Consider the following 24,892-nt stretch of genomic DNA (forward strand, 5'->3'; position numbering starts at 1 on the left):
GAGCCGCCGCTTAATGCACGCTTATTGCACGCTCAGTGCAATACGAGCTTCAGCGCGGCAAGCAACTGGGCGTTTTCGTCGGGAGAACCAACGGTCAAACGCACGCAATTCGCCAGCAATGGGTGCATTTTACTCACGTTTTTGACCAGAACCCGCGACGTGAGCAGGGTTTCGAACAGAATCGACGCGTCGGGCACGCGCACCAGCAGAAAATTGCCGGCGCTCGGAAACACTTCGGCACCGGGCAATTGAGCGACGGCATCTGCCAGTTTCGTACGCTCGTCGCGCAATTTCGCCGCTTGCGAGTCGAGCACGTCGACGTGATCGAGCAGGAAATCCGCGGCCGCCTGGGTCAGCACGTTCGTGTTGTACGGCGGGCGCACCTTGTCGAGTTCGTTAAGCCACGCGGGCTTGCCAACCAGATAGCCGAGGCGGATGCCGGCGAGACCCAGCTTCGACACCGTGCGCATCACCACCACGTTGTCGAACGCGTCGGCGCGCGGCAGCCAGCTTCGCTGCGCAAACGGCTGATAAGCCTCGTCGATTACGACCAGGCTCTTCGTCGCCGCGGCGATGATGCGCTCCATGTCGGCGTCGTTAAAGAGCGTGCCGGTCGGATTGTTCGGATACGCGAGATACACAACCGCGGGCTGGTGTTCGGCGATGGCCGCGAGCATCGCTTCGGTGTCGAGCGTGAAGTCGCTGTTCAGCGGCACGCCGACGAATTCGAGGTTCGCCAGCTTCGCCGACATCTGATACATGACGAAGCCCGGCACGGGCGCGAGCACCTTGGCGCCCGGCTTCGCGCAGGCAATCGAGAGCATGCTGATGATCTCGTCCGAGCCGTTGCCGAGCAGCACATCGCAACCGGCCGGCACGCCCATCGTGCGTTTGATCTTCTCGATGAGCGCTTCCGGACGCGGCGCCGGATAGCGGTTCAGCGCGACGCCCGCCAGATGCTCGCCGAGGTGCGCGGCCAGCGTCGGCGGCAGCGAAAACGGGTTCTCCATTGCGTCGAGCTTGATGTAGCCGGTGGCGTCGGGTACCGGATAGCTCGTCATCGCGAGCACGTCGTGGCGGATGATGTCTTGAGGTGTCGTCATAAGTCAGTGGGCCGGGCCGCGCGCGTCGCATGCAAGGCGCATGGGACGCTGCGGACACGCCTCGTTGCGCGGCAGGCTCGCCGCGCCGGGTTGGTCTGTGTTGTGCGTTTGTTGTTCGTTCTTGTTATGGGGCGGCGATTCGTCGAACGGCTTATGCGGGGCAAGGCGCGCAGCAGTGGAGCGCCTGAGCCCCGATCCGCTCAACCGCCTTGCCGCATCCGGTACTCGGCGCTGCGGGCGTGGGCCTGCAAGCCTTCGCCGTAAGCGAGTTCGGCGGCAATTTCGCCAAGCGTCTGCGCGCCTTCCGCGCTCACTTCGATCACGCTCGAACGCTTGAAGAAATCATAGACGCCGAGCGGCGACGAGAACCGTGCGGTACGCGACGTAGGCAGAACGTGGTTCGGTCCCGCGCAGTAGTCGCCGAGGCTCTCGCTCGTATAGCGGCCGAGGAAGATCGCGCCCGCATGGCGGATCAGTTGCCCCCATTGATGCGGCTCCAGCGCCGAGATCTCAAGGTGTTCCGGCGCGATGTCGTTGGCAATCGCGCAGGCTTCGGCCATGTCGCGCACCTTGACGAGCGCGCCGCGCCCTTCCAGCGACGCCTGAATCACGTCGCGGCGCGGCATGGTGGGCAGCAGTTCGTCGATGGCGTCCTTCACGCGGCCAATGAACGCGTCGTCCGGACACAGCAGAATGGACTGCGCGAGTTCGTCGTGCTCGGCTTGCGAGAACAGGTCCATCGCGACCCAGCGCGGATCGGTCGTCCCGTCGCACAGCACGAGAATCTCCGACGGCCCGGCGATCATGTCGATGCCGACCGTGCCGAACACACGCCGCTTGGCCGACGCGACATACGCGTTGCCGGGGCCGCAAATCTTGTCGACGGCCGGCACGGTTTCGGTGCCGTACGCGAGCGCGCCGACAGCCTGCGCGCCGCCGATCGTGAACACGCGATCCACGCCGCCGAGCAACGCCGCCGCCAGCACGAGCGGATTCTTCACGCCGTCCGGCGTGGGCACCACCATGACGATCTCGCGCACGCCGGCCACGCGCGCCGGAATCGCATTCATCAGCACCGACGACGGATACGCCGCCTTGCCGCCCGGCACATAGATGCCCGCGCGATCGAGCGGCGTGACCTTCTGGCCGAGCACGGTGCCGTCGGCTTCGGTGTACTGCCAGCTATGGCTGCCGCACTCGATCTTCTGCTTCTCGTGATAGCCGCGCACGCGCGCCGCCGCCGCTTCGAGCGCCGCGCGGCGCTTCGGCTCGAGACTTTCGAGCGCCGCTTCCAGTTCGGAGATAGGCAGCTCCAGCGCCGCGACGCTCTTCGCGTCGAGCCGGTCGAAGCGGTTCGTGTATTCCAGCACCGCCGCGTCGCCGCGCGCCTTCACGTCGTTCAGGATCTGCGCGACCGAGCGCTCGATTGCTTCGTCTTCGCTCGCCTCGAACGCGAGCACCGCGTGCAGCGACTTCTGGAAGTCGCGAGCCGTGGAATCGAGTTTTCGAATCTTGATAGACATACGGGTATCCGTTTCGGTAAGGCGCGCTTTAAAGCGAGGTCAGACTGATTCGATGCGGATATCAGGCCGCCGCAACGCCGGCTTTGGTCGCGCGTTCGAACGCGTCGAGAATCGGCCGCAATGCAGCGCGCTTGAGCTTCAGCGCCGCCTGGTTCACCACGAGGCGCGATGAAATCTGCATGACTTCCTCCACCTCCACCAGATGGTTGGCGCGCAGCGTATTGCCCGAACTCACCAGATCGACGATCGCATCCGCGAGACCGACGAGCGGCGCGAGCTCCATCGAACCATACAGCTTGATCAGGTCGACGTGCACACCCTTGGCGGCGAAATGCTCGCGTGCGGTCTCGACGTACTTGGTCGCGACGCGCAAGCGCGCGCCCTGGCGCACCGCGTTCGCATAATCGAAACCCGCCGCAACGGCGACCGACATGCGGCAACGCGCGATGTCCAGGTCCACCGGCTGATACAGCCCGCTGCCGCCGTGTTCGAGCAGCACGTCCTTGCCCGCCACGCCGAAGTCCGCCGCGCCGTATTCGACGTAGGTCGGCACGTCGGTCGCGCGCACGATGATCACGCGCAGATTTGCGTCGGTGGTCGGCAGGATCAGCTTGCGCGAGCTTTCCGGATCTTCGGCGACTTCGATGCCGGCCGCGGCGAGCAGCGGCAGCGTTTCTTCAAAGATACGCCCCTTCGACAAAGCCAGCGTCAACGGCGCGCTGACCGCCGGCGAACTCGACGTTTGCGGCATCGAACTCATGCCTGGCTCCCGGCAATGCGCCGCACCTTCGCGCCGATCGCGTTGAGCTTGGTTTCCATCCGGTCGTAGCCGCGATCCAGGTGATAGATACGGTCGATCAGCGTCTCGCCTTCCGCGCGCAACGCGGCAATCACGAGGCTCGCCGACGCGCGCAGATCCGTCGCCATGACCTTCGCGCCCGACAGGTTTTCGACGCCCGTCACGAGCGCGGTCTTGCCGTCGGTCGTGATGTTGGCGCCGAGGCGGTTCAGCTCCTGCACGTGCATGAAGCGGTTCTCGAAGATCGTCTCGACGACCTGCGCCTTGCCGTCCGCGACCGTGTTCAGCGCCATGAACTGCGCCTGCATGTCGGTCGGAAACGCCGGGTATTCGGACGTGCGGAACGACACCGCGCTCGGACGCTTGTCCATGCGCACGCGCATCCAGTCGTCGCCTTCGTCGATCGTCACGCCCGCTTCGCGCAGCTTGGCGGTCACCGCGTCCAGAGTCTGCGGACGCACGTTCTTCAGCGTGACGTCGCCGCCGGCCGCCGCCACCGCGCACAGGAACGTGCCGGCTTCGATGCGGTCCGGAATCACCGTGTGCTTTGCGCCGTGCAGCTTGTCCACGCCCTGGATCACGAGACGGTCGGTGCCGATGCCTTCGATCTTCGCGCCCATCTGCACGAGCAGGTGCGCGAGGTCGCCCACTTCCGGTTCGCGCGCCGCGTTCTCGATGACCGTCTCGCCTTCGGCGAGCACGGCTGCCATCAGCAGGTTCTCGGTGCCGGTCACGGTGATCATGTCGGTGATGATGCGCGCGCCCTTCAGCCGCTCCGCACGCGCTTCGATGAAGCCGTGATCGATCGTGATCTCGGCGCCCATCGCCTGCAGGCCTTTGATGTGCTGATCGACCGGACGCGCGCCGATCGCGCAACCACCCGGCAGCGACACGCGCGCGTGCCCAAAGCGTGCGACGAGCGGCCCGAGCACGAGGATCGACGCGCGCATGGTCTTGACCATTTCGTACGGCGCGACGAGGTTGTCGACCTTCGACGCGTCGAGCGACACGCGCCCTTCAGCACTTTCGATGCGCACGCCCATTTGCCCGAGCAGCTTGAGCATGGTGCGCACGTCCTGCAAATCGGGCACGTTGTCGAGCTGCACCGGCTCCGCGCTCAGCAAACTCGCGCACAGAATTGGCAACGCCGCGTTCTTCGCACCCGAGACAACGACCTCACCCGACAGCGGGTAGCCACCTTCAATGACGAGTTTGTCCATGCCTGTGTGTTCCTGATCGATCCGGACTTCAGCCGGAACTGCCTTGATTGTGTTCGACGCGCCGCTGCCGGCGTCGCGTCCTTCCTGAGTAATTCGCACTAAATTTCCAGATTACGCGTTCTGCCATTCGGCGGGCGTCAGCGTTTTCATGCTGAGCGCGTGGATTTCTTCGCGCATGCGGTCGCCGAGCGCCGCATACACGAGTTGATGACGCTGGATCAGACGCTTGCCCTCGAAGCTCGGAGAAACGATGGTCGCAAAGAAATGCTGACCGTCGCCTTCGACTTCGAGATGCTGGCAAGCGAGCCCAGCGGCGATGTATTGCTTGACCTGTTCGGGAGTCGGCAACATGTGAGAAGCTCCTCGTCAGTGGCGCAGCTTGTAGCCGGACGCGAGCATGCGCATCGCCACCACGGCCAGCACCACGAAGAAACCGGCGACGATCGCAAGGCTCACGAGCGGATTGATATCCGACATCCCGAAGAAGCCATAGCGAAAGCCGTCGATCATGTAGAAAAAAGGATTGAGCCGCGATATTTCCCGCCACACCGGCGGCAGCGTATGCGTCGAGTAGAACACGCCTGAGAGAAACGTGAGCGGCATGATCAGAAAATTCTGGAATGCGGCGAGCTGGTCGAACTTCTCGGCCCAGATGCCCGCGATCAAACCGAGCGTGCCGAGAATCGCGGCGCCGAAAATCGCAAACAGAATGATGTAGAGCGGCGCGGTGAAGCTGACGGGCACAAACCAGATCGTCACGATGAACACTCCGAAACCGACCGCGAGACCGCGCGCGACCGCCGCGAGAACATACGCGGCGAACATCTCGTAGTGCGACAGCGGCGGCAGCAGCACGAATACCAGATTACCGGTGATTTTCGACTGGATCAGCGACGACGAACTGTTCGCAAACGCATTCTGCAACACGCTCATCATCACGAGGCCCGGCACCAGAAAACTTGTGTATTCGACGCCCGGATAAACCTGCACATGATTGCGCAGCGCGTGGCCGAAAATGGTCAGATACAGCAGCGCCGTGATGATGGGCGCAAGCACGGTCTGGAACGACACTTTCCAGAAGCGCAGGATTTCTTTATAGAACAGCGTGCCGAAACCGCTATAGCCGCTCATGCGAGCCCCTCGATCACTTCCGGACCGTTCATCACCTGAACGAAAACATCTTCGAGGTCGGCTTTGCGGACCTCGATTTCTTCGAATGTGCAGCCCGCCGCGCGGCATTGCGCGAGAATCTTCTCGACGTCGTCATAGCTCGCGAGGCGCAGCAGATGCTGGCGGCCATTGCCGTTGCCCGCGCCGCCCTCGGCTTCGAGCGGGCGCAGTTCGGCGGGCAGCACGCCTTGCGCGAAACGCACGAACAGTTGCATGCCGGCGAAGCGCTGCAGCAGCGTGCTGGTACGGTCCAGCGCCACCACTTCGCCGCGACGCAGCATCGCGATGCGGTCGCACAGCGATTCGGCTTCCTCGAGATAGTGCGTGGTCAGCACGATCGTGTGGCCTTCGCGGTTCAGGCGCGAGATGAATTTCCACAGCGTCTGGCGCAACTCGACGTCGACGCCCGCGGTCGGCTCGTCGAGCACGATCACCGGCGGCCGATGCACCAATGCCTGCGCGACCAGCACGCGGCGCTTCATGCCGCCCGACAGCGCGCGCATGTTGGCGTCGGCTTTCTCGGTGAGGTCGAGATTGGCCATGATTTCGTCGATCCACGCGTCGTTGTTGCGCAGACCGTAGTAGCCGGACTGGATGCGCAAGGTTTCGCGCACCGTGAAGAACGGATCGAACACGAGTTCCTGCGGCACCACGCCCAACGCGCGGCGCGCCGCGCGGAAGTCGCCCACGACGTCGTGGCCGCGCACCGCGATGCTGCCTTCGTCCGCGCGCGCGAGTCCCGCGAGAATGCTGATGAGCGTTGTCTTGCCCGCGCCGTTCGGACCGAGCAGCCCGAAGAACTCGCCTTCTTCCACCGTGAGGCTGACGCCCTTGAGCGCCTGCAAGTCCTTGTAGCGCTTTTTGACGTTACGAATTTCTATGGCTGACATGACAGTGCGCCGCGTGCGTCGCGGCGCTTAAAGGAGCCCTGGGCGGGCGCAAAGTGCTGGAAAAAACGGAATTGGGGCCGGTGGGATTGCCCTAACCGTGGCCCAAAAAACGTTTGATTATAGGGCAAAACCTGGCGGCCCTATCTCAGTCGGGGGATAGCGGGAAGCGTGATGAACGCGTCAGGTGCGCGCGCGTGTGGCGCTGACGGCAAGCTGGCGAACGACGTGAGCAGAATCGCGTGAAGCCGGCGCTGAAACGCGCCGGACCGCTCACGCGGGACGACCGCCTTCGATGGAACCGGCGATCAGCGTATCGACGCCGTAGGCTTGCGCGAGACTCGCGAGCCCGGCCGGCAGATTGAGAACTTCGAATGCGCCGCCGCGCGCCTGAGCGGCCCGCCGCCATGCGAGAAGCACGGCCAGCGCCGATGAATCGAAGTGCGTGAGCGGCGCGCAATCGACGCCGCCCGCGCCCGCTGCGATTCGCTCGAGACCCGCCGCGAGCGCGGCCTTTGCGCTCGCGTGGGTCAGCGTCGCGCCGCTCGCGAACCGTTGAGCGACGGGGCTCAGCACTTCGCTCACGACTGCTTGCCCGCGGCGAGTTGCTGATTGCGCTGCGTGAGGAACTGGATCAGTCCGTCGACGCCCTTCTGCTGGATCTGCTCGCTGAACTGCTGCTGATAAGCCTGGATCAGCCACGCGCCGAGCACGTTGATGTCATACACGCGCCAGCCTTGCGGCGTCTTGTACAGACGGTAGTCGAGCTCGATCGGCGAACCGTTGTTCATCACGACCGAACGGACCACCGTGTCCGTGTCGTCGGGATTCATGCGGAACGGCTTGTACTGGATCTGCTGGTCGCGCACCTGCGCGAGCGCGCCCGAATACGTGCGGATCAGCAGCATCTTGAACTGTTCGACGACCTGGCTCTGCTGCTCGGGCGTCGCCGTGCGCCAGTTGCGGCCCATCGCCAGTTGCGTGGTGCGGCGGAAGTCCGTGTACGGCAGGATCTTTTCGTTGACGAGACGCGTGATGTGCGAAATGTCGCCCTGCTGGATCGACTTGTCGGCGCGCACCGCGTCGATCACCTGCTGGGTGACGGTCTTGACGAGCACGTCGGGCGCGCTGCTGTCGACGGCTTGCGCCGATGCTCCAACACTCACGAAAGAGAACAACGCAGCAAACAACGGAATCAGAAAGAATTTTTTCATATCGAGCCTTGCTTAAAAAATAGTGCAACCGTTTGAGGCGACATTAACACGCGAGTTCAGCGGCAATCCATGCGCAAACTGCGAGAGTCGTATCGATCTGTTACGGCCGCGCCCGCACGCTCAACGCAACTTGAACGACGGCAAGTTGAAGCGCGTGGGCGGCACCAGTTGACCCGCCGGAATCTGCGTGGTTTCCGGACCGCCGTTGAGGTCGAGCGGCGGCGTTTCCGCGCCCGAAGCCGCTTCGGGCGCCGAGGCGCCGTTCGCCGTTGCAGCGGCTGACGCGGCTTGCGGCGGCGTCACGGCGCTCACACCGGATGCACCGGATGCAGCCGACGCCTTGGCGGCAGCACCGCTCGTTCCCGCCGCGCCCGCGGTTCCGGTCACTGCACCGGCCGGCGCGCCGGCGGGCGTGCCGTCGACGTCTTCGTACTTCGGCAGCGGCGCTTCATCGCCATAGTTCGGCAGCGCCTGCGACTGCTTGCCGTCCGACAGCAGATACTCGCGGCGTTGCAGATATGCGTTGCGCACGAACGAATACTTGTCGAGCGCGGCGCCTTCCAGCACGTCGCTCGCATTCAGCAGATTCGCACGCGTATTGACGATGTTCAGACCGTACAGCGCCCAGCTCAAGCCCGCCGGATCGACGTAGCTGAGCGGGTTGATATAGTAATTGCCGATCGAGCCGACCGCGTCGCGCGCGGTGCTCGGCCCGAACAGCGGCAGCACCAGATACGGACCGGCAGGCACGCCGTAGTGGCCGAGCGTCAGGCCGAGGTCGTTGTCGTGCTTGGGCAGCTTCGCGAGCGTCGCCACGTCGAACAATCCGCCGACACCGAAGATCGTATTGATCACGATCCGCATGATGTCCTGCACGCCGTCGGTGATCTTCAGTTGCAGCAGGTTGTTCGCCGCAATGTAGACGTCGCCGATGTTCGAGAAGAAGTTCGTCACGCTGTCGCGCACCGGCTGCGGCGTGATGAACACATAGCCCTTCGCGACGGGCTTCAGCGCGTACTGGTCGAGCTTGTCGTTGACCGTGAAGATGGTGCGGTTCAGGCCTTCGAGCGGATCGCCCTTGGTCGGCGTCTGCACCGTCGTGCAACCGGCCAGGATCGCGGCCGCAACCGCCAGTCTACCCATCCGGAAGACGCGCGCGCCCCCGGCCTGTAAGGTCTGCATTGTTGTTCTCCTTATTGACCGGCCGAGCCGGAAGCGGGCACCGCCGCCGCGGGTGCCGGAGCGGGTGCTGCCGCCGGTGCCACCGATGCGGCGCCCGGCTTCGATGCGCCCGAATCGGCCGCTTTGCTGTAGAGGAACTGTCCGATCAGGTTTTCAAGCACGATTGCCGATTGCGTCATCGAAATGGTGTCGCCGGCTTTGAGCATCTCGGTATCGCCGCCCGGTTCGAGGCCGATGTATTGCTCGCCGAGCAGCCCCGACGTCAGGATTTTCGCCGACGTGTCTTTCGGAAACTGATACTGCTTGTCGATGTCGATCGTCACCTGCGCCTGATAGGCGTTGCTGTCGAAGCCGATCGACGCGACCCGGCCCACCGTCACGCCCGCGCTTTTGACGGGCGCGCGCGCCTTCAATCCGCCGATATTGTCGAACTTCAGCTTGACCGGATAGGTCGCCTGGAACGACAGCGAGCTCATGTTGCCGGCCTTCAGCGCGAGAAACAGCAGCGCCACGAAACCCAACACCACGAACAGGCCGACCCAGAAGTCGAGAGCAGTCTTTTTCATCGTCATCCCAAAGTGAATCGCCGCGCCGCCGTCGCGCCGCCGCGCGCGCTCAGTGACGCGCCGCAGCGGCAAAACAGGCAACGCAGTCTTAACTGAACATCAGCGCGGTCAGCAGAAAATCGAGGCCGAGCACCGCGAGCGACGCATACACGACCGTCTTCGTCGTGGCGCGCGACACGCCCTCGGGCGTCGGCCGCGCTTCGTAGCCCTGGAAGAGCGCCACGAACGTCACCGCAAGGCCGAACACCACGCTTTTGACGACGCCCGCGCCGACATCGCGCCAGACGTCCACGCCGCCTTGCATCTGCGACCAGAACGCGCCGGCATCGACGCCGATCAGCAGCACGCCGACCACATAGCCGCCCGCGATACCGACCGCGCTGAAAATCGCCGCGAGAATCGGCATCGCGATAATGCCGGCCCACAGACGCGGCGCGACCACGACCTTGACCGGGTCGACCGCCATCATTTCCATCGCGGTGAGCTGCTCGCCCGCTTTCATCAAGCCGATTTCGGCGGTGAGCGAGGTGCCCGCGCGGCCGGCGAACAGCAGCGCCGTGACGACCGGCCCGAGTTCGCGCACGAGCGAGAGCGCGACCAGCAGCCCGAGCGCCTGCTCGGAACCATAGCGATTGAGCGTGTAATAGCCCTGCAAGCCCAGCACGAAGCCGACGAACAGCCCCGACACTGCAATGATCACCAGCGAATAATTACCTACGAAGTGGATCTGCTTCGTGACAAGCCGCGGACGGCGCAGCAGCGGGAAGAATTCAACCAGCAGCCGGAGAAAAAAACGCGTCGCGTAGCCGGCCGTGCCGAGCCCGTCGAGCACCACGCGGCCGACCGAGGAGATCAATGTGCCGATCATGACCGCCCTCCGCCGACGCCGAAGTCCGCCGCGAGCGGCGTTCTGCTCGGATAGTGGAATTTGAACGGACCGTCCGGCGCGCCGTCGATGAACTGCCGCACCGTCGGATCAGTCGACGCGCGCAGTTGCGCCGGCGTGCCCTCGGCATGAACGCCGCCGTTGGCGAGGAAATACACGTAGTCCGCGATCGCGAACGACTCCGGCACGTCGTGCGTGACCAGAATCGACGTCGCGCCGAGCGCCCGGTTGAGCGCGCGAATCAGGTTCGCGGTGATGCCGAGCGAGATCGGGTCGAGGCCGGCGAACGGCTCGTCGTACATCATCAGTTCGGGGTCGAGGGCGATGGCGCGCGCGAGCGCCACGCGCCGCGCCATGCCGCCGGAAATCTCCGACGGCAGCAGGTCGCGCGCGCCGCGCAGGCCGACCGCGTTGAGCTTCATCAGCACGAGGTCGCGGATCAGTTCCTCCGGGAGATCGGTGTGCTCGCGCAGCGCAAACGCCACGTTTTCGAACACCGACATGTCCGTGAACAGCGCGCCGAACTGGAACAGCATGCCCATCTTGCGGCGCAGCGCGTACAGGCCGTCGCGCGTTTGCGCGCCGACGTTTTCGCCGTGGAACAGAATCTCGCCGCGCTGCGCGCGAACCAGACCGCCGATCAGCCGCAGCACCGTTGTTTTGCCGCAACCCGAACCGCCCATGACCGCGACGACCTGGCCGCGCGGAAAGCGCAGGTTCAGGTTCGACAGGACGAGCCGGTCGCCGTAACCGAAGTCGACGTCGCGCAGCTCGAGTAAGGTCTCGGATGGGGAAGACACTGAGTGACAATCCTTTTGCACGGAAGGCCGAATTATAGGGCCATCATGCAAATGTTGCCGTGAGGCGCCCTGTCCCTTAACCAATCATGACGATTATTGCGTAAAAGCTTGTTGCAGTGCGGCAACGGCGGCCGCCGGATCAGACGCTTCGGTGACTGCGCGCACCACGGCCGCGCACCCGACGCCCGTCGCGAGAACCTCGGGCAGCACCTGCAAATCGATTCCGCCGATCGCCACCAGCGGCACGACGCCGTCCAGCAGCCGGACGTAGCGCGCGAGGCGCTTCAGACCCTGCGGCGCGGTCGGCATCACTTTCGTCGTGGTCGGGAACACCGCGCCGAGCGCGATGTAGCTCGGACGGAAGTGCAGCGCCTTCAGGATTTCGTAGAAACCGTGCGTCGACAGACCGAGCCGGATGCCAGCCGCGGCCAGCGCCGCCAGATCCGCCGTGTGCACGTCTTCCTGGCCGAGGTGCACGCCGTAGGCGCCCGCATCGAGCGCGGCCTGCCAGTGATCGTTGATGAAAACCTGCGCGTCGTGCCGCTTTCCCGCCGCCACGCAGCGGGCAATCTCGCGCTGAAGCTCGTCGGCGGGATGGGCGGACTTGCGGCGCAGTTGCACCGTTTTCACGCCGTAGCCGACCACGCGTTCGACCCACTCGGCGCTCGGCAGCACCGGATAGAGTCCGAGCCGCTCGGGGCAGCGCAGGAACGGCTGCGCCGGCGCTTGCGGCAAACCGGCAAGACGCGGAAAGGCAGCCAGATCGCAGGGGAAGGAGTCGCCCGCGGCGTTGGTCCGCGTTTCGTCGCCGTCGCGCCACGCGAGCGCCAGCACGAGCGCGTCGTGCGGATCGAAACCGCAGTCGAGGAACGCGGCGAGCGCGGGAATCCAGTCTTCCGCGAGATGACCTTCCAGACGGTACTTTTCACCGCCGAGATGCAGCGTCGCCTTGTTCTCGGCGGCCTCGACCACCGCGGCGCCCTGCACGAGCCAGCGCGCCATCTGTTCGCCGTGCCGCGCGGCATCGGCGAGCACGATCAGATCGCCGCCATTCGGCTGATCCGGCGCGGTCAGGCAGATGCGCCACGGCGCGTGCGTCGGCGGCCAGTCGCCGAGACGGGCGCGGATGCGTTCGGTCGCTTCGGTGAGTTCGTCGGCGGGCGGCCAGAACAGGTCGCGGTCTTTCAGGGCCAGGGTCTGCGTCATGCGGCGCTCCCGTCCTGATGCCAGAACGGCATGCCGACCACCGGCGTGCTCGCGTGCGCACTTTCGCGCTCTGCCATCGGTCCGGCGAGAAACGCCTGACGGCCCGCTTCGACGCCCAGCGCAAACGCGCGCGCCATCGCGTCGGGATGCGTGGCCTGCGACACCGCCGTGTTCAGCAGCACGCCGTCGAAACCCCACTCCATCACCTGGGCCGCGTGCGACGGCACGCCGAGCCCTGCGTCGACGATCAGCGGCACGTCAGGCAGCCGCTCGCGCAACACTCGCAAGCCATACGGATTGATCACGCCCTTGCCGGTGCCGATCGGCGCGCCCCACGGCATCAGCGCCTCACAGCCGGCGTCCAGCAGACGGCGGCCGATCACCAGGTCTTCGGTGCAATACGGCAGCACCTTGAAGCCGTCCTTGACGAGCTTCGCCGCCGCCTCGATCAGGCCGACCGGATCGGGCTGCAGCGTGTAGTCGTCGCCGATCAGTTCGAGCTTGATCCACTCGGTTTCGAAGATTTCGCGCGCCATGTGCGCGGTCGCTACCGCCTCGCCGACGGTCAGGCAACCGGCCGTGTTCGGCAAAAGCGGCACGCCGTGGCGCTTGAGCAGATCGAAGAAGCCGGCTTCGGCGCCGCCTTCGTTCATCTGCCGGCGCAGCGCGACGGTCACCATGCCGGGGCGCGCGGCGTCGATCGAATCGGACAGCGATTGCAGCGACGGATAGCGCGACGTGCCAAGTAGCACCCGGCTCGCGAAGGGTTGGCCGTAGAGCGTGAGCGCGTCGGCGGTTTGGGGGGAAGTCATTTGCATCATCTGGTCTCCGGCAAGGCGGGGCGGGCGGCGATTCTCGTGATCGTGCGTGGTCGTGCGTGGTCGTGTTCGCTCGTCTGCGATTGCGTGAACGGCTGGCTTGGCTTGGCGCGGCAACGCGCTCAACCGCCGGCCACGGGCTGCACGACGTCCAGCTTGTCGCCCGGCTGCAATGCACGCGCCGCATGCTGCGTGCGCGCGACGAAATCGCCGTTCAGCGCGACGGCGAACGGCGGCCGCGCGCCGTACGCGGCGAGCGCATCGGCGACAGTCGCGCCCTCGGGCAGCGACAACGGCTTCTGATTGATATGAATGTCCATGGTGTTCGAATACGGTTCAGTCGATGGCAATTGCGCAGGCGTTCGCAGCGTCGCGCCGGCAACCGGTGCTCACGCGGGCTCCCGCGCGCGCTGCTCGTGGAACAGTTCGCTCCAGCGCGCGGCGCGCCGCCAGTCCGCGAACGCGTCGGCGTCGCCGATGCGTCCGTCCAGCAGCGCCGCCGCGAAGCGCGCGGCTTCGTCGGCGACCTCGGGCACGATCATGTAGCCATGCCGGTACAGCCCGTTCACGCGCAGCGTCTGCGCGCCGTCCCACAATAGCGCCGGCCGATGATCGGGCAAGGTCGGACGGCACTGCGAATTCAGTTCGAGAATGCGCGCCTCGCCGAAGCCCGGATGCACGGAAAACGCCGCGCTCAGCAGCTCCAGCGCGGATCGCACGCTGACGGGCGACATGTCCTCGCCTTCCACCTCGGTGGCGCCGATCACATACAAATCGTCCTGCTTCGGCGCGATGTAGAGCGGATAGCGCGGATGCAGCAGCCGCACCGGCCGCGTCAGATTAATGCCGGGCGCGTGCACGCGCGCGACTTCGCCGCGGATGCCGCGCAGCGTCGGCAGCACGGGTTTCGCGCCGAGACCGCGGCAGTCGATGGTGATGCGCGCAGGCGGCAGCGCCCCATCGAGCACGGGCGTATTCCAATGCGTTTGTACGCCGCGTTGCCCGAGACCCGCCGCCAACGCGCGCAGCACCTGGCGATTGTCCAGTTGACCTTCGCGCGGCAGCAGCCAGCCCTGATTGAAGCGCCCCGCGAGCGCAGGTTCGGCGGCACCGAGTTGCGCGCCGGCCAGCGTGACGAAGCCGCCGTCCAGCAGTTCGGCCGGCGCGTTCGAGCGCACCCGTCTTTCGAACAACGGCGCCTCGGTCCGATCCGCGTGATGCCAGACGACGAGCGTGCCATTGCGCTGGAAAAACACCGGCTCGGGCAGCCCGGCCAGCACTTGCGGCCAGGTTTCGAGCGATGCGGCGCCGAGACGCGTAATCAGAAGTTCGGCGCTGGCGGCTTCGGCAAGCGGCGCGAGCATGGCGGCCGCGACCCACGCGGCAGCCTGCGAGCCGTCGGCGTCGCCGCGCTCATAAAGCGCCACGCGATGTCCTTCTCCGGCGAGCCGCCACGCGACGAGGCGCCCGCACAGACCGCCGCCGAGCACAGCGAAATCGGGTTGTGCGGCGCGGCTCATCGTGCGCGCTCCGCTTCGATACGACGGACAAAAGCAATGCAGCGCGCGTCAAGAACGGCGCGACAAGGAGCAAAACACATAACTGAACAATAGGCGGTCATCGAGTCCTTTCCGTACGGCCGACAAAAAGCGCGTACCCAGGACGAAACCGGCGGGCAAGGCCGGCCAGGCAACATGCGTACTCCAATGAAGTACGCCGCCCGGCGGGGAATGGAAGACTGGCTGCTTCCGGAAACTTCCCGCGCCGGTATTACCCGGATCGGGTGCAAAGGGTCTCTCTCAGCCTCGCAGCCGCAGCGTGAGAATCACGCCGCTCAAGTGCAAAGCACCCCTGTTTCGTCGAAGGTCATTAGACCATAAAAGGCGCGGCGCTCGCAAACGAGCGGCGCATCGCGCCGCGCGCGGCTTGATCCGGCACCACCTTTTGCGCCTTACGCTTTAGCCGGATGAGCGGCCCACCGCTCTGGCACAATGCCACGAGAGATGACGCGGAAAACGCGGCATCGCGCGAACGGTCGGCGGTTATGTCGCGGCGGCGCTCGCGCAGAGGCGGCAGCAATGACTGCCGGCTTCGCGCCGGCGCCGCGAATTAATTTTCGCTTAAGGGCTTCGCGCCAGAATCGGCAGTCGCCGCGGCGCCCGGCCGTCAGCCGCCGTGACCGCGCAGATACGCACAGACAAGACACGACAGATACGAAGACCCGCGAGGGGTCGGCCCGCGTGGACCGGCCCGAATCGAACAGCACTCCCAGGACGCTCATGACAACGAATACTTCTGTCAGCCCCGCGCTGCCGCCCGACGAGAAAGTCTCCGCATGGAGCCTCATCAAGCCTTACTGGGTGTCGGAAGAAAAAAAGACGGCGTGGGGCATGCTCATCGCGATCATTGCGATGAACCTCGCGGTGGTGTGGATCAACGTCCGCCTGAACCGCTGGAGCGCCGACTTCTATAACGCGCTGCAAACCAAGAACGTACGCGACTTCCCGCATCTGCTGATGATCTTTTCCGGGCTCGCGTTCGGCTACATCATCCTCGCGGTGTACGGACGCTATATGCGCCAGATGCTCGGCTTTCGCTGGCGTCAGTGGCTGACCACGCGCTATCTGAACGAGTGGCTGCACGACAGCGCGTTTTACCGGATCGAGCGCGACCGCCTCGCCGACAACCCCGACCAGCGGATCAGCGACGACCTGCAGTCGTTCGCCACCACCACGCTGTCGCTAACACTCGATCTGCTGTCCACGGTCGTCACGCTCGTCTCGTTCATCACGATCCTGTGGGCGCTGGCCGGCGCGCTGACCATCACGCTCGGCGGCGTGCCGCTGCACATTCCCGGCTATATGGTGTGGGCAGCCGCGCTGTACGCAGTGGTCGGCTCGCTCGTGATCCAGAAAGTCGGTCATCCGCTCGTGCCGATCAACTATCAGGCGCAGAAAGTCGAGGCCGATTTCCGTTTCGGCCTGATCCGTCTGCGCGAGAACGCCGAGCAGATCGCGTTCTACAACGGCATGGACACGGAGAAGACCAACGCCCATTCGCTGTTCGGCCGCATCCGCGATAACTGGTGGCAGGTCATGAAGTACACGAAGCGGCTCACCTTCGTGCTGAGCTTCTACGGTCAGATCGCGATCATCTTTCCGCTCGTCGTCGCCGCGCCGCGTTATTTCGCGGGCGCCTTCACGTTCGGTGTGCTGATGCAAATCTCCAGCGCATTCAACACGGTCAGCGATTCGTTCTCGTGGTTCATCAACAGTTACTCGACGCTGGTCGAATGGCGCGCCACGGTCAACCGTCTGCGCGAATTCAAGCGGGTCGTGCATGCGCCGCGTCTGAAGGAATCCGTCTCGCCGGCCACCGCGCACGGCGGCATCAACCTGCATTTCGTCGACGCCGACAAGCTCTCCACCGACGGCCTCCAGCTCGCGCTTCCGAACGGCAGCCCGCTCTCGCGCATCCGCGACATCGTGATTCATCCGGGCTCGCGCTGGCTCGTGCGCGGGCCGTCCGGCTCGGGCAAGAGCACGCTGATGCGCGCGCTCGCCGGCTTGTGGCCGTTCGGCGATGGCGCGATCGACGCGCCGGTCAACGCCCGCATGATGTTCATTCCGCAAGTGAGCTACATGCCGATCGGCACGCTGAAGGCGGCGCTCGCGTATCCGTCGGCGGCCGACACGTATACCGACGAGGAATGCCGCGAGGCGCTCGTCGTTTGCCACTTGTCGCAATACGCGGACCGTTTGCAGGAATCCGCGCACTGGACGCGCGTGCTCTCGCCGGGCGAGCAACAGCGCCTCGCCGCCGCGCGCGTGCTGCTGCACAAGCCCGACTATCTGTTCCTCGACGAAGCGACGAGCGCGCTCGACGCCGAGAACGAAGCGCGTCTCTATCGCCTCTTCACCGAGCGGCTGCCGAAGGCGGCCATCGTCAGCGTCGCGCATCGCGAATCGCTGGCGGCGTTCCATGACGAAACGCTCGAAGTCGAGCGCGCCGGCGAAGCGGTCGCGGCATGAACCCGGAGAGCGCCGCAGCGAGCGAAGCCAGTGCGGGCTTTGACCGCGTCGTGCTGATCACCGGCGCGGGCTCCGGCATCGGCGCGGCGCTGGCCCGGCGGATCGCCGCGCCGCGCACCGCGCTGATGCTGCACGCACGCGGCGCCGAGCGCGAGTCGCGCGAGCGTCTCACGCAGGTTGCCGCCGACTGCAGCGCGAACGGCGCGGCCTGCGCAACGGTGACGGGCGACCTCGCCGAGCGCGGCGCCGCGGAACACGTGGTGCATCAAACGCTCGCGAACTTCGGCGCACTCGATCAACTGGTCGCGAACGCGGGCCATGCGCAGCGCCAGACGCTCCAGGCGCTCGATTCCGATGTGCTCGGCGCCGCATTCGCCGCGATGCCCGCCGCCTTCGCGGCGCTCGTGAAGCGCGCAACGCCTGCGTTGGAAACCTCGAAGCGAGGCCGAGTGATCGCGTTGAGTTCGTTCGTCGCGCATCGTTATCGCGCGGATACGCCGTTTGCCGCGACCGCCGCGGCCAAGGCGGCGCTCGAGTCGCTCGCGAAAACCGCAGCCGCCGAACTCGCGCCGCATGGCGTGACCGTGAATTGCGTCGCGCCCGGCTATACGCGCAAGGACCGCGGACCGAGCGCCGATAACGCCGCCGTGTGGACGCGTGCCGCGGAATCGACACCGCTCGGCCACATCGCCGAGCCCGCCGACATTGCCGCGCTGATCGCCTTCCTGCTTTCCGACGAGGCGCGTCACATCACCGGCCAGGTGATCCACGTCGACGGCGGACTGACGCTCGGCTGATTCACACCGCCGCGCGCAATTCGCCAACGCACTCGCACCCGTACTCACATTCGCGCGAGCCGCGGCAAGATCCCGAAACGCGCGAGAACACCTCGAAAGCATTTGCGAAGCGGGCAAGCTTTTCAGCCCTTTGAAACGAGCCCGAAACAGCGACGATAGTCGTGCGCGCCGTCCCCTGCGGCCCGCACGCCATCCACTGCTAACGGACTCTCGCTCATGTCATTCGATCGCCGCTCTTATCCTTCGATTCACCGGCTCGGCCTCGCTCTCTCCGCAGCGGTGCTGCTCGGAAGTGCCGCTCATCTTGCTCACGCCGCGCAAACCACGCCGCCGAACGAACCCGCCGACGTGTGCCCCGCGCTCAGGCACATCGTCGAAGCATCCGACTACAAGCAATTGCACACGCAACCGGCCGCGCAACTGCCGGGCGTCGCGAGCGCCGAAGACTGCCGCGCCAACGCGCACGCGTACGACTGCCACTGGCGCGCGCACTGGCAAGCCGACGGTGTCGTCAACGATCCGCTCGAGGAAATCGGCGCCGACATCGCCGCGTGCTTTCCGAACGTCGTGCATGACGTGAACACGCCGACGCGCCAGCATTTCATCGTGACGACCGCCGAGCGGCGCGTGAATGTCACTGCGAGCGTGCAAGGGCAAAACGAGTTGCGGCTGCGCGTCGCGCGCTGAATGCAGACGCGTCGAGGACGATGCGCGTTCCGCCGCATTTCGCTTCGCTCGGTCGATCTCCATGATCGACTTAATCGCCCTGGCTCCGCCTCATGACCTTCCTGACCACCACACGCGCTAACGCTTTGACGCGAGCCCCTCGCGCGGCCTGGGTCAGGTTGCGGCGGCCGAGCGCGCGGTTCGTCGCCTGTACGACGCTGACGGTCGGACTGAACGGCTGCGCGTGGACGCTGATCCAGGCAGCCGACGCCACTGGCTCCGTGATCCAGGCCGGCTACGCGATCGCCGCGAACTATTCGTCGCCGACCTTCGTGAGCGGCCGTCCCGCGGATGTGCGGCACGTTTGCATCGAAGTGAACACTGCTGTGTCGGTCGGCGATTTCGTGCCGGCGCTGCAACTCGCGCTCGATCGCCGCGGCATTCGTTCGGATGTCTACAATCCCGGCACCTCGCCCGCCGGCTGCGAGGCGCGCCTCGTCTACAACGCGGCGATCGACTACGGCCGCCGCTCGTTCAGCGACGACGCGATCCAGTATCTGTCGGTCATCGACCTGACGCTCGTGCAGAGTGGCCGCATTCTCGTCACCGCGCGCTACCAGACGGGCGGCCTGAACAGCGACCGCTTCTCGTCGGCGTCGACCAAGCTCAATGGGTTGATCGACAAGATGGTGATCGACCGGACCGATTTCGGCCGCGAAACACGGCAGACCATTCAGACCTCGCAGGTCAACTAGCCGCATGCCGGTTGCTTTCTCTTACGCGAGAAAGGATTGGAAAGCGTTAGCCGCTTTGCTGCGCGCGCGCGGATCACTAAGATGACCTGAATGAACCAATCCATTCTGGTCGTCGACGACGACCCCGTCGTACGTGAGCTCGTCAGCCAGTATCTCGAAGGGCGCGGCTTCAAGGTTGCCACGCTCGAACATGGCATGGCGCTGCAGCGCAAACTTCAGGACGAGCGTCCCGCGCTGGTCGTGCTCGACATCATGATGCCCGAGCTCGACGGCATCAGTGCGCTGCGCGCGCTGCGCGTGGCGGGCGACGACATTCCCGTGATTCTGCTGACCGCGCGCGCCGATCCGATCGACCGTGTGATCGGTCTCGAACTCGGCGCGGACGATTATCTCGGCAAGCCCTTCGAACCGAGTGAACTCGTCGCGCGGATTCGCACGGTGCTGCGCCGGCGCGGCTCGATTGCGCCGAGCGCGCCCGAGCAACGCGCGCCGTATCGCTTCGGCCGCTTCGAGGTGAATTTCCCGGCGCGTGAATTGCGCCGCGACGGCGAACGCATCACGCTGCGCTCAAGCGAATTCGCAATGCTGAAAGTGTTCGTCACTCACGCGATGACCGTCCTCACTCGCGCGCAACTGCTCGAAAAACTGCACGGCAATAGCGAGACGCATCGCAACCGCAGTCTCGATGTGTCGATCTGGCGTTTGCGTCGGCTGATCGAAGTCGATCCGTCCGAGCCGCGCTATGTGCAAACGGTGTGGGGACGCGGCTATGTGTTCGTGCCGGACGGCGAGATCGGCGCGGCCGAGCGCGGAGCGGGCGCGGCTGCGCAGTGAGCGCGTTCGTTGACGCCGCCTCAGAAAGTCAGCACGCTCAAAAACATTCTCTGCAGCCAGCCCATCGTCGTCGCGTCGGAGATCATGCCGGAGCCGGCCTGCTCGATGCGCGCATTCGCGACCTTGCTCGACGCGACGTAGTTGCCTGTTTCGATATCCTTAGGATTCACCACGCCTGACAACCGCAAGCGGTCGCGGTTGCCGCCCATCGAAATCACCTTTTCGCCCGACACGACCAGGTTGCCGGTCGGCATCGTGCCGATCACGGTCACGGCGAGCGTGCCGGTCATCGCGCTCGCGTCGGTGAGACTGCCTTGTCCTTTGAATTCCGTGCTGGCCGAGCCGATGTTGAAGAGCCTCGCGAGCCGCGCGGCGGCGCCCGTCGATTTATCGGCGGCATCGGCGGTGATGCTGCTCGCCCGGCTCGCGGCCGCCGTCGAACTGTTGTTCCCGCTATACGACTCGGACAGACGGATCGTCAGCACGTCGCCGATGTGTTGCGCGCGCGGCGTCTCGTACAGCACCATCAGCGTGCCCGCCTGATAGATCGCGCCCTGCGTGTTGACGTTCAGCGGCGCGGACACGAGCGGCGGCGCCATCGGTGTTTCGACAATCGACCTCTGTCCGCTCGCGCAAGCGGACACACATGCCGCCGCGCATAGCGCGACGGAAAAACGTAGCGTAGGCATCGGGTTTACTCCCTCGCTGAATGGTGCTGATCCGCGCATCGGCGCCGCTGCATCAACCGGCTTCTGCATCGCTCGCCTGCCACTGCCGCACGACGGACTTCACCCACGCGTCCGAACCCTTCAGCAGATAAGTGAGCGTGCCGTTGCGCGTGCCCGGCAGGAAACACAACGTGATCGAACTGACCGCGTTTTCCCACACGTAGACCGGCAACGCGCCCGGCGACGACACGTTCCGCGTCGCATGACGCGGCGGGCCGTAGCGGTCCGCGAGCGCGTCGCGCAGATCTTCGGCGGTGACTTCGTCGATCACGAAGGAAATCTCGTAGAGCCGCAGCGCGCTTTGCCCTTCGATGCGCGCGAAACGCAGCACATGCTCGGCCGCCGGCGCACCGTCGACGACCGCTTGCGACAGCGCCCAACCGTTGTCGTCGCGATGCGCCCACCGGCACGCGACGGTCAGACTCTCGTGCGACTTCAGCCGCATGCCGAGCGCGCCCGCCTGCACGTCCGTCTCGCAGACCGGCACGCTGCCGACCGGCGTCGCACGCACTTTCGAACCGGCGCGGAATTCATCGAGCGTGATGCCGAGCGCGATGCCGCGGAAAGCGAATGGCGTGTCCTGCGCGCGTCGGCGGGCGTCGGCGAATGCGTCCTTCGATGCCGGCGCCGAAGCTGCGGCGCCCGCGTCGCGCGCCGCCGGCTGCGCCGGCACGGTCAGGGAGAATGTGCCGCACAGCAGCGCCAGCGCGCAGGCAATCCGTTGTGGTCTCATGTTTCAATCGATCGCGGATGAACAGATGTCGAACGGCGTGGCCGCCGCATGGCCGACGACCGGGATGATCTTCAGCGTCGCCGACGTGAGCCGGCAAGGCAGCGCCGCAACGGCGCAGCCGTCGAGCGGCAACAGCGCCGCGCCGAGCGCGAGCCACGCAGCGGCGCGCACGAGGCGCCCGGAAATTATTGATGTCGACACGCGCGCCTCGGTACGTCAGGCGGTCGTGTTGACGTGATGGCCGACGAGGCCCGCGGGCACCGACGGCTGCGGCTGCGGCTGAGTCGCCGAGCCCTTGGCTTGCGCGTTGCCGCTGCCGCTCCCGCTTGTCGCTGCGGAACTGCCGTTGGACGCCGGTTTTTCCGTCGCCTTGGTGGGCGCAATCGAAGAAAAATGGGTGGAATTGAGGTTACTGGGAACAGTCATGATGAGCCTCGCATGGCGCTGGTTGGGCTGGGTTTGGCAAGATGTCGGTCGCGCACCGCGTGCGCCGGATCAGAGCCCGAAGCTCTGCCGCATGCGGCGCGACGTATCGCAGGACGAATCATCTCGCCGCCCACGCCTCGCCGATGCACGAAGAAAAGCGCGCTTTTCGACGGTGCTTACGACGCGTTGCGAGTGCTTTCCGGCACTTCCCGTTGTGCGCAAACTGTTTCGAGAAATACCGCGTGCGCACATCGAATGCGAGGCCCGCACGCGCGCCCGCGTTGCCAGAAGCGGCAGTGCTGAAATATGCTGTGAACCTTGGTTGACGGGCCTTACGCTCGCGTGTGCGAACATTGCGCCCAATTGCGCCAGAATCGCGCCGAAAAACTCGCACCGCATCGGGTAAGCATTGGTAAGAAAACAGTCGGCCGCGCGTCGCGCGCGCCGGTCTAGAATTTCGCCATGAATCCACAGGTCCTTATCGTCGACGACGATCCGGTCGTACGCGATCTGCTTTGCAAGTTCTTGCAGTCGAACGGCTTCGATGTGTCGGTGCTGCATGACGGCACCCATCTCCAGCGCCGGCTCGAGCGCGAACGGCCGTCGGTCGTCGTGCTCGACATCATGATGCCGAACACCGACGGCCTGCGCGCGCTCACCGCGCTGCGCGCCGCCGGCGACGACATTCCGGTGATCTTCGTGACGGCGCGCGGCACGGTGGCCGACCGCATCGTCGGGCTGTCGCTCGGCGCGGACGACTATCTGACCAAGCCCTTCGATCCGCGCGAACTGCTCGCGCGCATCCACACGGTGCTGCGCCGTCGCGGGCCGTCGACCACGAGCGCGCCGGAAGCCCGCAAGCCGTACAGGTTCGGCCCGTTCGAACTGGACTTCGCCACACGCTCGCTGTCGCGCGCCGATACGAAGCTGCCGTTGCGCGACAGTGAGTTCGCGCTACTGAAGATCTTCGTCAACAACCCGTACAAGGTGTTGTCGCGTGTGCTGATTCACGACCTCGTGCATCGCGACAACCTCGCCTTCCGCGATCGCAGCCTCGACGTGCCGATCTGGCGTCTGCGGCGCGTGATCGAGGACGATCCGTCCAATCCGTGCTACGTGCAAACGGTGCGCGGCAAGGGCTATGTTTTCGTCCCCGACGCCGACGGCACACCTTTCTCCGACGAGGCCGCCTCGAACGCATGAGAAACCCGCTGAACACGCTGTTCGGCAGAATGGCGTTGCTTTCGACGGCGGTGCTGTTGGCGATTCAGGCCGGCTGGTTCGTGCTGGTGGTGATGCAGCCGCCGCGCCATGAGATCGACGGCTTTGCGCGCGGCGTCGTGCTGGCGCTTCAGGCCATCAACGGCGAGCCGATCAAGGGCGCCGCGCTCGCGCCGGCCATGCGCGTGCATCTGGTTCCGACCTGGAACATGCCGCCGAGCGTCCATCTGCGCGAACCCACCGAGCACCTGGTTGTTCAGTTGACGCAGCATCTGCGTGAGACGCTTCCGCCAGGCACCCAGATTGCCGTCGACGATCTGCGTCCGCCGCAACTGTGGGTGCTGTTTCCGGGCAAGTCGAACTGGGTCGTGCTGCCGGTCGATCTGCCGCCGCCGCCGCGCTTTCTGATCGAAGCCATTTCGATGCTGGCCGCCGCGCTGATCCTGTCGCTGTTCGCGGTGTGGCAGATGCAGCGTCCGCTGTCGCGCGTCGCCGACGCCGCGCGCGTCTTCGGTTCGGGCGGCCGGCCGGAACCGGTGACGGTGCAAGGCCCGCGCGAACTGCGCGAGCTGATCGGCTCGTTCAACGACATGATGCGGCGCCTGAACGAGGCCGGCGACGACCAGGCGGTCATGCTCGCCGGCGTCGCGCACGACCTGAAAGCGCCGCTCACGCGCCTGAAGCTGCGCGCGAGCGTGCTGGTGGCGGAAAGCGAACGTGCCGGCCTGATTCGCGATGTCGATTCGCTGACTAACATCGTCCAGCAGTTTCTGGAGTTCGCCGGTCAATCCGCCGATGCCGGTCCGCCGGTTCAGGTCGATGAATTCCTGCGCGAGCAGTTTTCGGATAGTGATGGTGTGGGTGACAGTGTGATTGACAGCGCCGTCGATGGCTCGGGCTCGCAGGACGCGGCCGGCGAAGCCCGGCTGTTCGCGCTGGATCTGCGTGCCGGCGCGTCGTTCACGCTGCCGCGCACGCTGCTCGACCGGCTGGCGACCAACCTCGTCGATAACGCACTCGAGCATGGCGCGCCGCCCGTCGATATCCGCACCGCACGCAGCGACGGACATTGGGTCATCAGCGTGCGGGACCACGGCGCGGGCATTTCCGACGACCGCATCGCAGCCGCGATGAAGCCGTTCGTGAGGCTCGACGCCGCGCGCGGCGGCGAAGGCCATTGCGGTCTCGGTCTCGCGATCGTCGCACGGCTCGCGCACGATCGCGGCGGACGTTGCCACGTGCGCAATCACGCCGAGGGCGGTCTGGAAGTGTGTATTGAGTTGCCGGTGGGGGTGGTGGCGGCGCCTGCGTCGACATCGACATGACA

At 65.5% G+C, this 24,892-nt stretch carries 28 protein-coding genes and 1 riboswitch; of the genes, 7 read left to right on the forward strand and 21 right to left on the reverse strand.

Annotated features, from left to right (window positions below; genetic code table 11):
• Positions 1-32: 32 nt before the first annotated feature.
• The 17 genes from hisC to P0D87_RS23750 all read right to left on the reverse strand — a co-directional run bounded on the left by hisC (position 33) and on the right by P0D87_RS23750 (position 14,894).
• Complete coding sequence (hisC, locus tag P0D87_RS23670; protein ID WP_029971281.1) at positions 33-1,103, reverse strand: histidinol-phosphate transaminase; 1,071 nt, start codon at positions 1,101-1,103, stop codon at positions 33-35.
• A 200-nt stretch (positions 1,104-1,303) separates the two neighbouring features.
• Positions 1,304-2,626 carry a histidinol dehydrogenase gene (hisD, locus tag P0D87_RS23675; protein ID WP_006052283.1) on the reverse strand — a complete coding sequence of 441 codons (1,323 nt, stop codon included), beginning with the start codon at positions 2,624-2,626 and terminating at the stop codon, positions 1,304-1,306.
• Positions 2,627-2,687: 61 nt separating this feature from the next.
• Positions 2,688-3,386, reverse strand: coding sequence for an ATP phosphoribosyltransferase (hisG, locus tag P0D87_RS23680; protein WP_053858805.1), 699 nt, complete (start codon positions 3,384-3,386; stop codon positions 2,688-2,690).
• On the reverse strand, positions 3,383-4,645 hold the full coding sequence (murA, locus tag P0D87_RS23685; protein ID WP_006052281.1) for a UDP-N-acetylglucosamine 1-carboxyvinyltransferase: 1,263 nt from the start codon (positions 4,643-4,645) through the stop codon (positions 3,383-3,385). Before murA ends, hisG begins: the two co-directional genes overlap by 4 nt.
• Before the next feature lie 111 nt (positions 4,646-4,756).
• A complete protein-coding gene (locus P0D87_RS23690; protein ID WP_006052280.1) occupies positions 4,757-4,996 on the reverse strand; it encodes a BolA family protein in 240 nt (79 codons plus the stop codon).
• Positions 4,997-5,011: 15 nt separating this feature from the next.
• Positions 5,012-5,776: an ABC transporter permease gene (locus tag P0D87_RS23695; RefSeq protein WP_006052279.1), complete on the reverse strand. Its 765-nt coding sequence runs from the start codon at positions 5,774-5,776 to the stop codon at positions 5,012-5,014.
• Complete coding sequence (locus P0D87_RS23700) at positions 5,773-6,705, reverse strand: ABC transporter ATP-binding protein (RefSeq protein WP_006052278.1); 933 nt, start codon at positions 6,703-6,705, stop codon at positions 5,773-5,775. Before P0D87_RS23700 ends, P0D87_RS23695 begins: the two co-directional genes overlap by 4 nt.
• Positions 6,706-6,975: 270 nt before the next feature.
• On the reverse strand, positions 6,976-7,287 hold the full coding sequence (locus tag P0D87_RS23705; RefSeq protein ID WP_053858806.1) for an STAS domain-containing protein: 312 nt from the start codon (positions 7,285-7,287) through the stop codon (positions 6,976-6,978).
• The gene (locus P0D87_RS23710; RefSeq protein WP_006052276.1) at positions 7,284-7,916 is read right to left on the reverse strand and encodes an MlaC/ttg2D family ABC transporter substrate-binding protein; all 633 of its coding nucleotides are present in this window, start codon (positions 7,914-7,916) and stop codon (positions 7,284-7,286) included. Before P0D87_RS23710 ends, P0D87_RS23705 begins: the two co-directional genes overlap by 4 nt.
• Positions 7,917-8,036: 120 nt before the next feature.
• The gene (locus tag P0D87_RS23715; RefSeq protein WP_006052275.1) at positions 8,037-9,098 is read right to left on the reverse strand and encodes an MlaA family lipoprotein; all 1,062 of its coding nucleotides are present in this window, start codon (positions 9,096-9,098) and stop codon (positions 8,037-8,039) included.
• A gap of 11 nt (positions 9,099-9,109) precedes the next feature.
• The gene (gene mlaD, locus P0D87_RS23720) at positions 9,110-9,664 is read right to left on the reverse strand and encodes an outer membrane lipid asymmetry maintenance protein MlaD (RefSeq protein ID WP_006052274.1); all 555 of its coding nucleotides are present in this window, start codon (positions 9,662-9,664) and stop codon (positions 9,110-9,112) included.
• A gap of 88 nt (positions 9,665-9,752) precedes the next feature.
• Positions 9,753-10,520, reverse strand: a complete 768-nt coding sequence (mlaE, locus tag P0D87_RS23725; RefSeq protein WP_053859096.1) for a lipid asymmetry maintenance ABC transporter permease subunit MlaE — start codon at positions 10,518-10,520, stop codon at positions 9,753-9,755.
• 8 nt (positions 10,521-10,528) lie between these two features.
• Positions 10,529-11,350, reverse strand: a complete 822-nt coding sequence (locus tag P0D87_RS23730) for an ABC transporter ATP-binding protein (RefSeq protein ID WP_053858807.1) — start codon at positions 11,348-11,350, stop codon at positions 10,529-10,531.
• Between the two features lie 93 nt (positions 11,351-11,443).
• Complete coding sequence (gene thiE, locus P0D87_RS23735; protein WP_082367035.1) at positions 11,444-12,556, reverse strand: thiamine phosphate synthase; 1,113 nt, start codon at positions 12,554-12,556, stop codon at positions 11,444-11,446.
• Positions 12,553-13,368, reverse strand: a complete 816-nt coding sequence (locus P0D87_RS23740; RefSeq protein ID WP_029971276.1) for a thiazole synthase — start codon at positions 13,366-13,368, stop codon at positions 12,553-12,555. The genes thiE and P0D87_RS23740 overlap by 4 nt, the downstream gene beginning before the upstream one ends.
• Positions 13,369-13,496: 128 nt before the next feature.
• Complete coding sequence (gene thiS / locus P0D87_RS23745; RefSeq protein ID WP_006052269.1) at positions 13,497-13,694, reverse strand: sulfur carrier protein ThiS; 198 nt, start codon at positions 13,692-13,694, stop codon at positions 13,497-13,499.
• Between the two features lie 69 nt (positions 13,695-13,763).
• Positions 13,764-14,894, reverse strand: coding sequence for an FAD-dependent oxidoreductase (locus P0D87_RS23750; RefSeq protein ID WP_029971275.1), 1,131 nt, complete (start codon positions 14,892-14,894; stop codon positions 13,764-13,766).
• 219 nt (positions 14,895-15,113) lie between these two features.
• A riboswitch (TPP riboswitch) is annotated at positions 15,114-15,237 on the reverse strand.
• 416 nt (positions 15,238-15,653) lie between these two features.
• Between P0D87_RS23750 and P0D87_RS23755 the strand changes: the two genes are divergently transcribed.
• The 5 genes from P0D87_RS23755 to P0D87_RS23775 all read left to right on the forward strand — a co-directional run bounded on the left by P0D87_RS23755 (position 15,654) and on the right by P0D87_RS23775 (position 20,457).
• Positions 15,654-17,405 carry an ABC transporter ATP-binding protein/permease gene (locus tag P0D87_RS23755; protein ID WP_006052267.1) on the forward strand — a complete coding sequence of 584 codons (1,752 nt, stop codon included), beginning with the start codon at positions 15,654-15,656 and terminating at the stop codon, positions 17,403-17,405.
• Positions 17,402-18,202, forward strand: a complete 801-nt coding sequence (locus P0D87_RS23760) for an SDR family NAD(P)-dependent oxidoreductase (protein ID WP_053858809.1) — start codon at positions 17,402-17,404, stop codon at positions 18,200-18,202. The genes P0D87_RS23755 and P0D87_RS23760 overlap by 4 nt, the downstream gene beginning before the upstream one ends.
• Before the next feature lie 216 nt (positions 18,203-18,418).
• Entirely contained in the window at positions 18,419-18,889 is a 471-nt protein-coding gene (locus P0D87_RS23765) for a hypothetical protein (protein ID WP_006052265.1), read from the forward strand.
• Positions 18,890-18,981: 92 nt separating this feature from the next.
• Positions 18,982-19,623, forward strand: coding sequence for a hypothetical protein (locus tag P0D87_RS23770; RefSeq protein WP_029971271.1), 642 nt, complete (start codon positions 18,982-18,984; stop codon positions 19,621-19,623).
• 90 nt (positions 19,624-19,713) lie between these two features.
• On the forward strand, positions 19,714-20,457 hold the full coding sequence (locus P0D87_RS23775; protein ID WP_053858810.1) for a response regulator: 744 nt from the start codon (positions 19,714-19,716) through the stop codon (positions 20,455-20,457).
• A gap of 20 nt (positions 20,458-20,477) precedes the next feature.
• Here P0D87_RS23775 and P0D87_RS23780 read toward each other — a convergent pair whose 3' ends face one another.
• The 4 genes from P0D87_RS23780 to P0D87_RS23795 are packed head-to-tail and all read right to left on the reverse strand — an operon-like array spanning position 20,478 to position 22,344.
• Entirely contained in the window at positions 20,478-21,146 is a 669-nt protein-coding gene (locus tag P0D87_RS23780; RefSeq protein ID WP_029971270.1) for a flagellar basal body L-ring protein FlgH, read from the reverse strand.
• A gap of 52 nt (positions 21,147-21,198) precedes the next feature.
• The gene (locus P0D87_RS23785) at positions 21,199-21,918 is read right to left on the reverse strand and encodes a hypothetical protein (protein ID WP_171800583.1); all 720 of its coding nucleotides are present in this window, start codon (positions 21,916-21,918) and stop codon (positions 21,199-21,201) included.
• Between the two features lie 3 nt (positions 21,919-21,921).
• Complete coding sequence (locus tag P0D87_RS23790) at positions 21,922-22,089, reverse strand: DUF6726 family protein (RefSeq protein WP_321175810.1); 168 nt, start codon at positions 22,087-22,089, stop codon at positions 21,922-21,924.
• 45 nt (positions 22,090-22,134) lie between these two features.
• On the reverse strand, positions 22,135-22,344 hold the full coding sequence (locus P0D87_RS23795; protein WP_006052258.1) for a hypothetical protein: 210 nt from the start codon (positions 22,342-22,344) through the stop codon (positions 22,135-22,137).
• Positions 22,345-22,806: 462 nt separating this feature from the next.
• Between P0D87_RS23795 and P0D87_RS23800 the strand changes: the two genes are divergently transcribed.
• Positions 22,807-23,547 (forward strand): response regulator, encoded by a 741-nt coding sequence (locus P0D87_RS23800; protein WP_053858812.1) that lies wholly within the window; start codon positions 22,807-22,809, stop codon positions 23,545-23,547.
• Positions 23,544-24,890 carry an ATP-binding protein gene (locus P0D87_RS23805; RefSeq protein WP_053858813.1) on the forward strand — a complete coding sequence of 449 codons (1,347 nt, stop codon included), beginning with the start codon at positions 23,544-23,546 and terminating at the stop codon, positions 24,888-24,890. Before P0D87_RS23800 ends, P0D87_RS23805 begins: the two co-directional genes overlap by 4 nt.
• The last annotated feature ends 2 nt before the right edge of the window (positions 24,891-24,892 follow it).

The organism is Paraburkholderia sp. RL17-368-BIF-A (assembly GCF_046054045.1).
GTDB classification, from domain to species: domain Bacteria; phylum Pseudomonadota; class Gammaproteobacteria; order Burkholderiales; family Burkholderiaceae; genus Paraburkholderia; species Paraburkholderia graminis.

What these genes read in the sequence shown, in the direction of transcription:
- hisC (WP_029971281.1), bottom strand. Translation starts at nt 1,103, where the DNA reads ATGACGACACCTCAAGACATCATCCGCCACGACGTGCTCGCGATGACG.
- hisD (WP_006052283.1), bottom strand. Translation starts at nt 2,626, where the DNA reads ATGTCTATCAAGATTCGAAAACTCGATTCCACGGCTCGCGACTTCCAG.
- hisG (WP_053858805.1), bottom strand. Translation starts at nt 3,386, where the DNA reads ATGAGTTCGATGCCGCAAACGTCGAGTTCGCCGGCGGTCAGCGCGCCG.
- murA (WP_006052281.1), bottom strand. Translation starts at nt 4,645, where the DNA reads ATGGACAAACTCGTCATTGAAGGTGGCTACCCGCTGTCGGGTGAGGTC.
- P0D87_RS23690 (WP_006052280.1), bottom strand. Translation starts at nt 4,996, where the DNA reads ATGTTGCCGACTCCCGAACAGGTCAAGCAATACATCGCCGCTGGGCTC.
- P0D87_RS23695 (WP_006052279.1), bottom strand. Translation starts at nt 5,776, where the DNA reads ATGAGCGGCTATAGCGGTTTCGGCACGCTGTTCTATAAAGAAATCCTG.
- P0D87_RS23700 (WP_006052278.1), bottom strand. Translation starts at nt 6,705, where the DNA reads ATGTCAGCCATAGAAATTCGTAACGTCAAAAAGCGCTACAAGGACTTG.
- P0D87_RS23710 (WP_006052276.1), bottom strand. Translation starts at nt 7,916, where the DNA reads ATGAAAAAATTCTTTCTGATTCCGTTGTTTGCTGCGTTGTTCTCTTTC.
- P0D87_RS23715 (WP_006052275.1), bottom strand. Translation starts at nt 9,098, where the DNA reads ATGCAGACCTTACAGGCCGGGGGCGCGCGCGTCTTCCGGATGGGTAGA.
- mlaD (WP_006052274.1), bottom strand. Translation starts at nt 9,664, where the DNA reads ATGAAAAAGACTGCTCTCGACTTCTGGGTCGGCCTGTTCGTGGTGTTG.
- thiE (WP_082367035.1), bottom strand. Translation starts at nt 12,556, where the DNA reads ATGACGCAGACCCTGGCCCTGAAAGACCGCGACCTGTTCTGGCCGCCC.
- P0D87_RS23740 (WP_029971276.1), bottom strand. Translation starts at nt 13,368, where the DNA reads ATGACTTCCCCCCAAACCGCCGACGCGCTCACGCTCTACGGCCAACCC.
- thiS (WP_006052269.1), bottom strand. Translation starts at nt 13,694, where the DNA reads ATGGACATTCATATCAATCAGAAGCCGTTGTCGCTGCCCGAGGGCGCG.
- P0D87_RS23750 (WP_029971275.1), bottom strand. Translation starts at nt 14,894, where the DNA reads ATGAGCCGCGCCGCACAACCCGATTTCGCTGTGCTCGGCGGCGGTCTG.
- P0D87_RS23755 (WP_006052267.1), top strand. Translation starts at nt 15,654, where the DNA reads ATGACAACGAATACTTCTGTCAGCCCCGCGCTGCCGCCCGACGAGAAA.
- P0D87_RS23760 (WP_053858809.1), top strand. Translation starts at nt 17,402, where the DNA reads ATGAACCCGGAGAGCGCCGCAGCGAGCGAAGCCAGTGCGGGCTTTGAC.
- P0D87_RS23765 (WP_006052265.1), top strand. Translation starts at nt 18,419, where the DNA reads ATGTCATTCGATCGCCGCTCTTATCCTTCGATTCACCGGCTCGGCCTC.
- P0D87_RS23770 (WP_029971271.1), top strand. Translation starts at nt 18,982, where the DNA reads ATGACCTTCCTGACCACCACACGCGCTAACGCTTTGACGCGAGCCCCT.
- P0D87_RS23775 (WP_053858810.1), top strand. Translation starts at nt 19,714, where the DNA reads ATGAACCAATCCATTCTGGTCGTCGACGACGACCCCGTCGTACGTGAG.
- P0D87_RS23780 (WP_029971270.1), bottom strand. Translation starts at nt 21,146, where the DNA reads ATGCCTACGCTACGTTTTTCCGTCGCGCTATGCGCGGCGGCATGTGTG.
- P0D87_RS23785 (WP_171800583.1), bottom strand. Translation starts at nt 21,918, where the DNA reads ATGAGACCACAACGGATTGCCTGCGCGCTGGCGCTGCTGTGCGGCACA.
- P0D87_RS23795 (WP_006052258.1), bottom strand. Translation starts at nt 22,344, where the DNA reads ATGACTGTTCCCAGTAACCTCAATTCCACCCATTTTTCTTCGATTGCG.
- P0D87_RS23800 (WP_053858812.1), top strand. Translation starts at nt 22,807, where the DNA reads ATGAATCCACAGGTCCTTATCGTCGACGACGATCCGGTCGTACGCGAT.
- P0D87_RS23805 (WP_053858813.1), top strand. Translation starts at nt 23,544, where the DNA reads ATGAGAAACCCGCTGAACACGCTGTTCGGCAGAATGGCGTTGCTTTCG.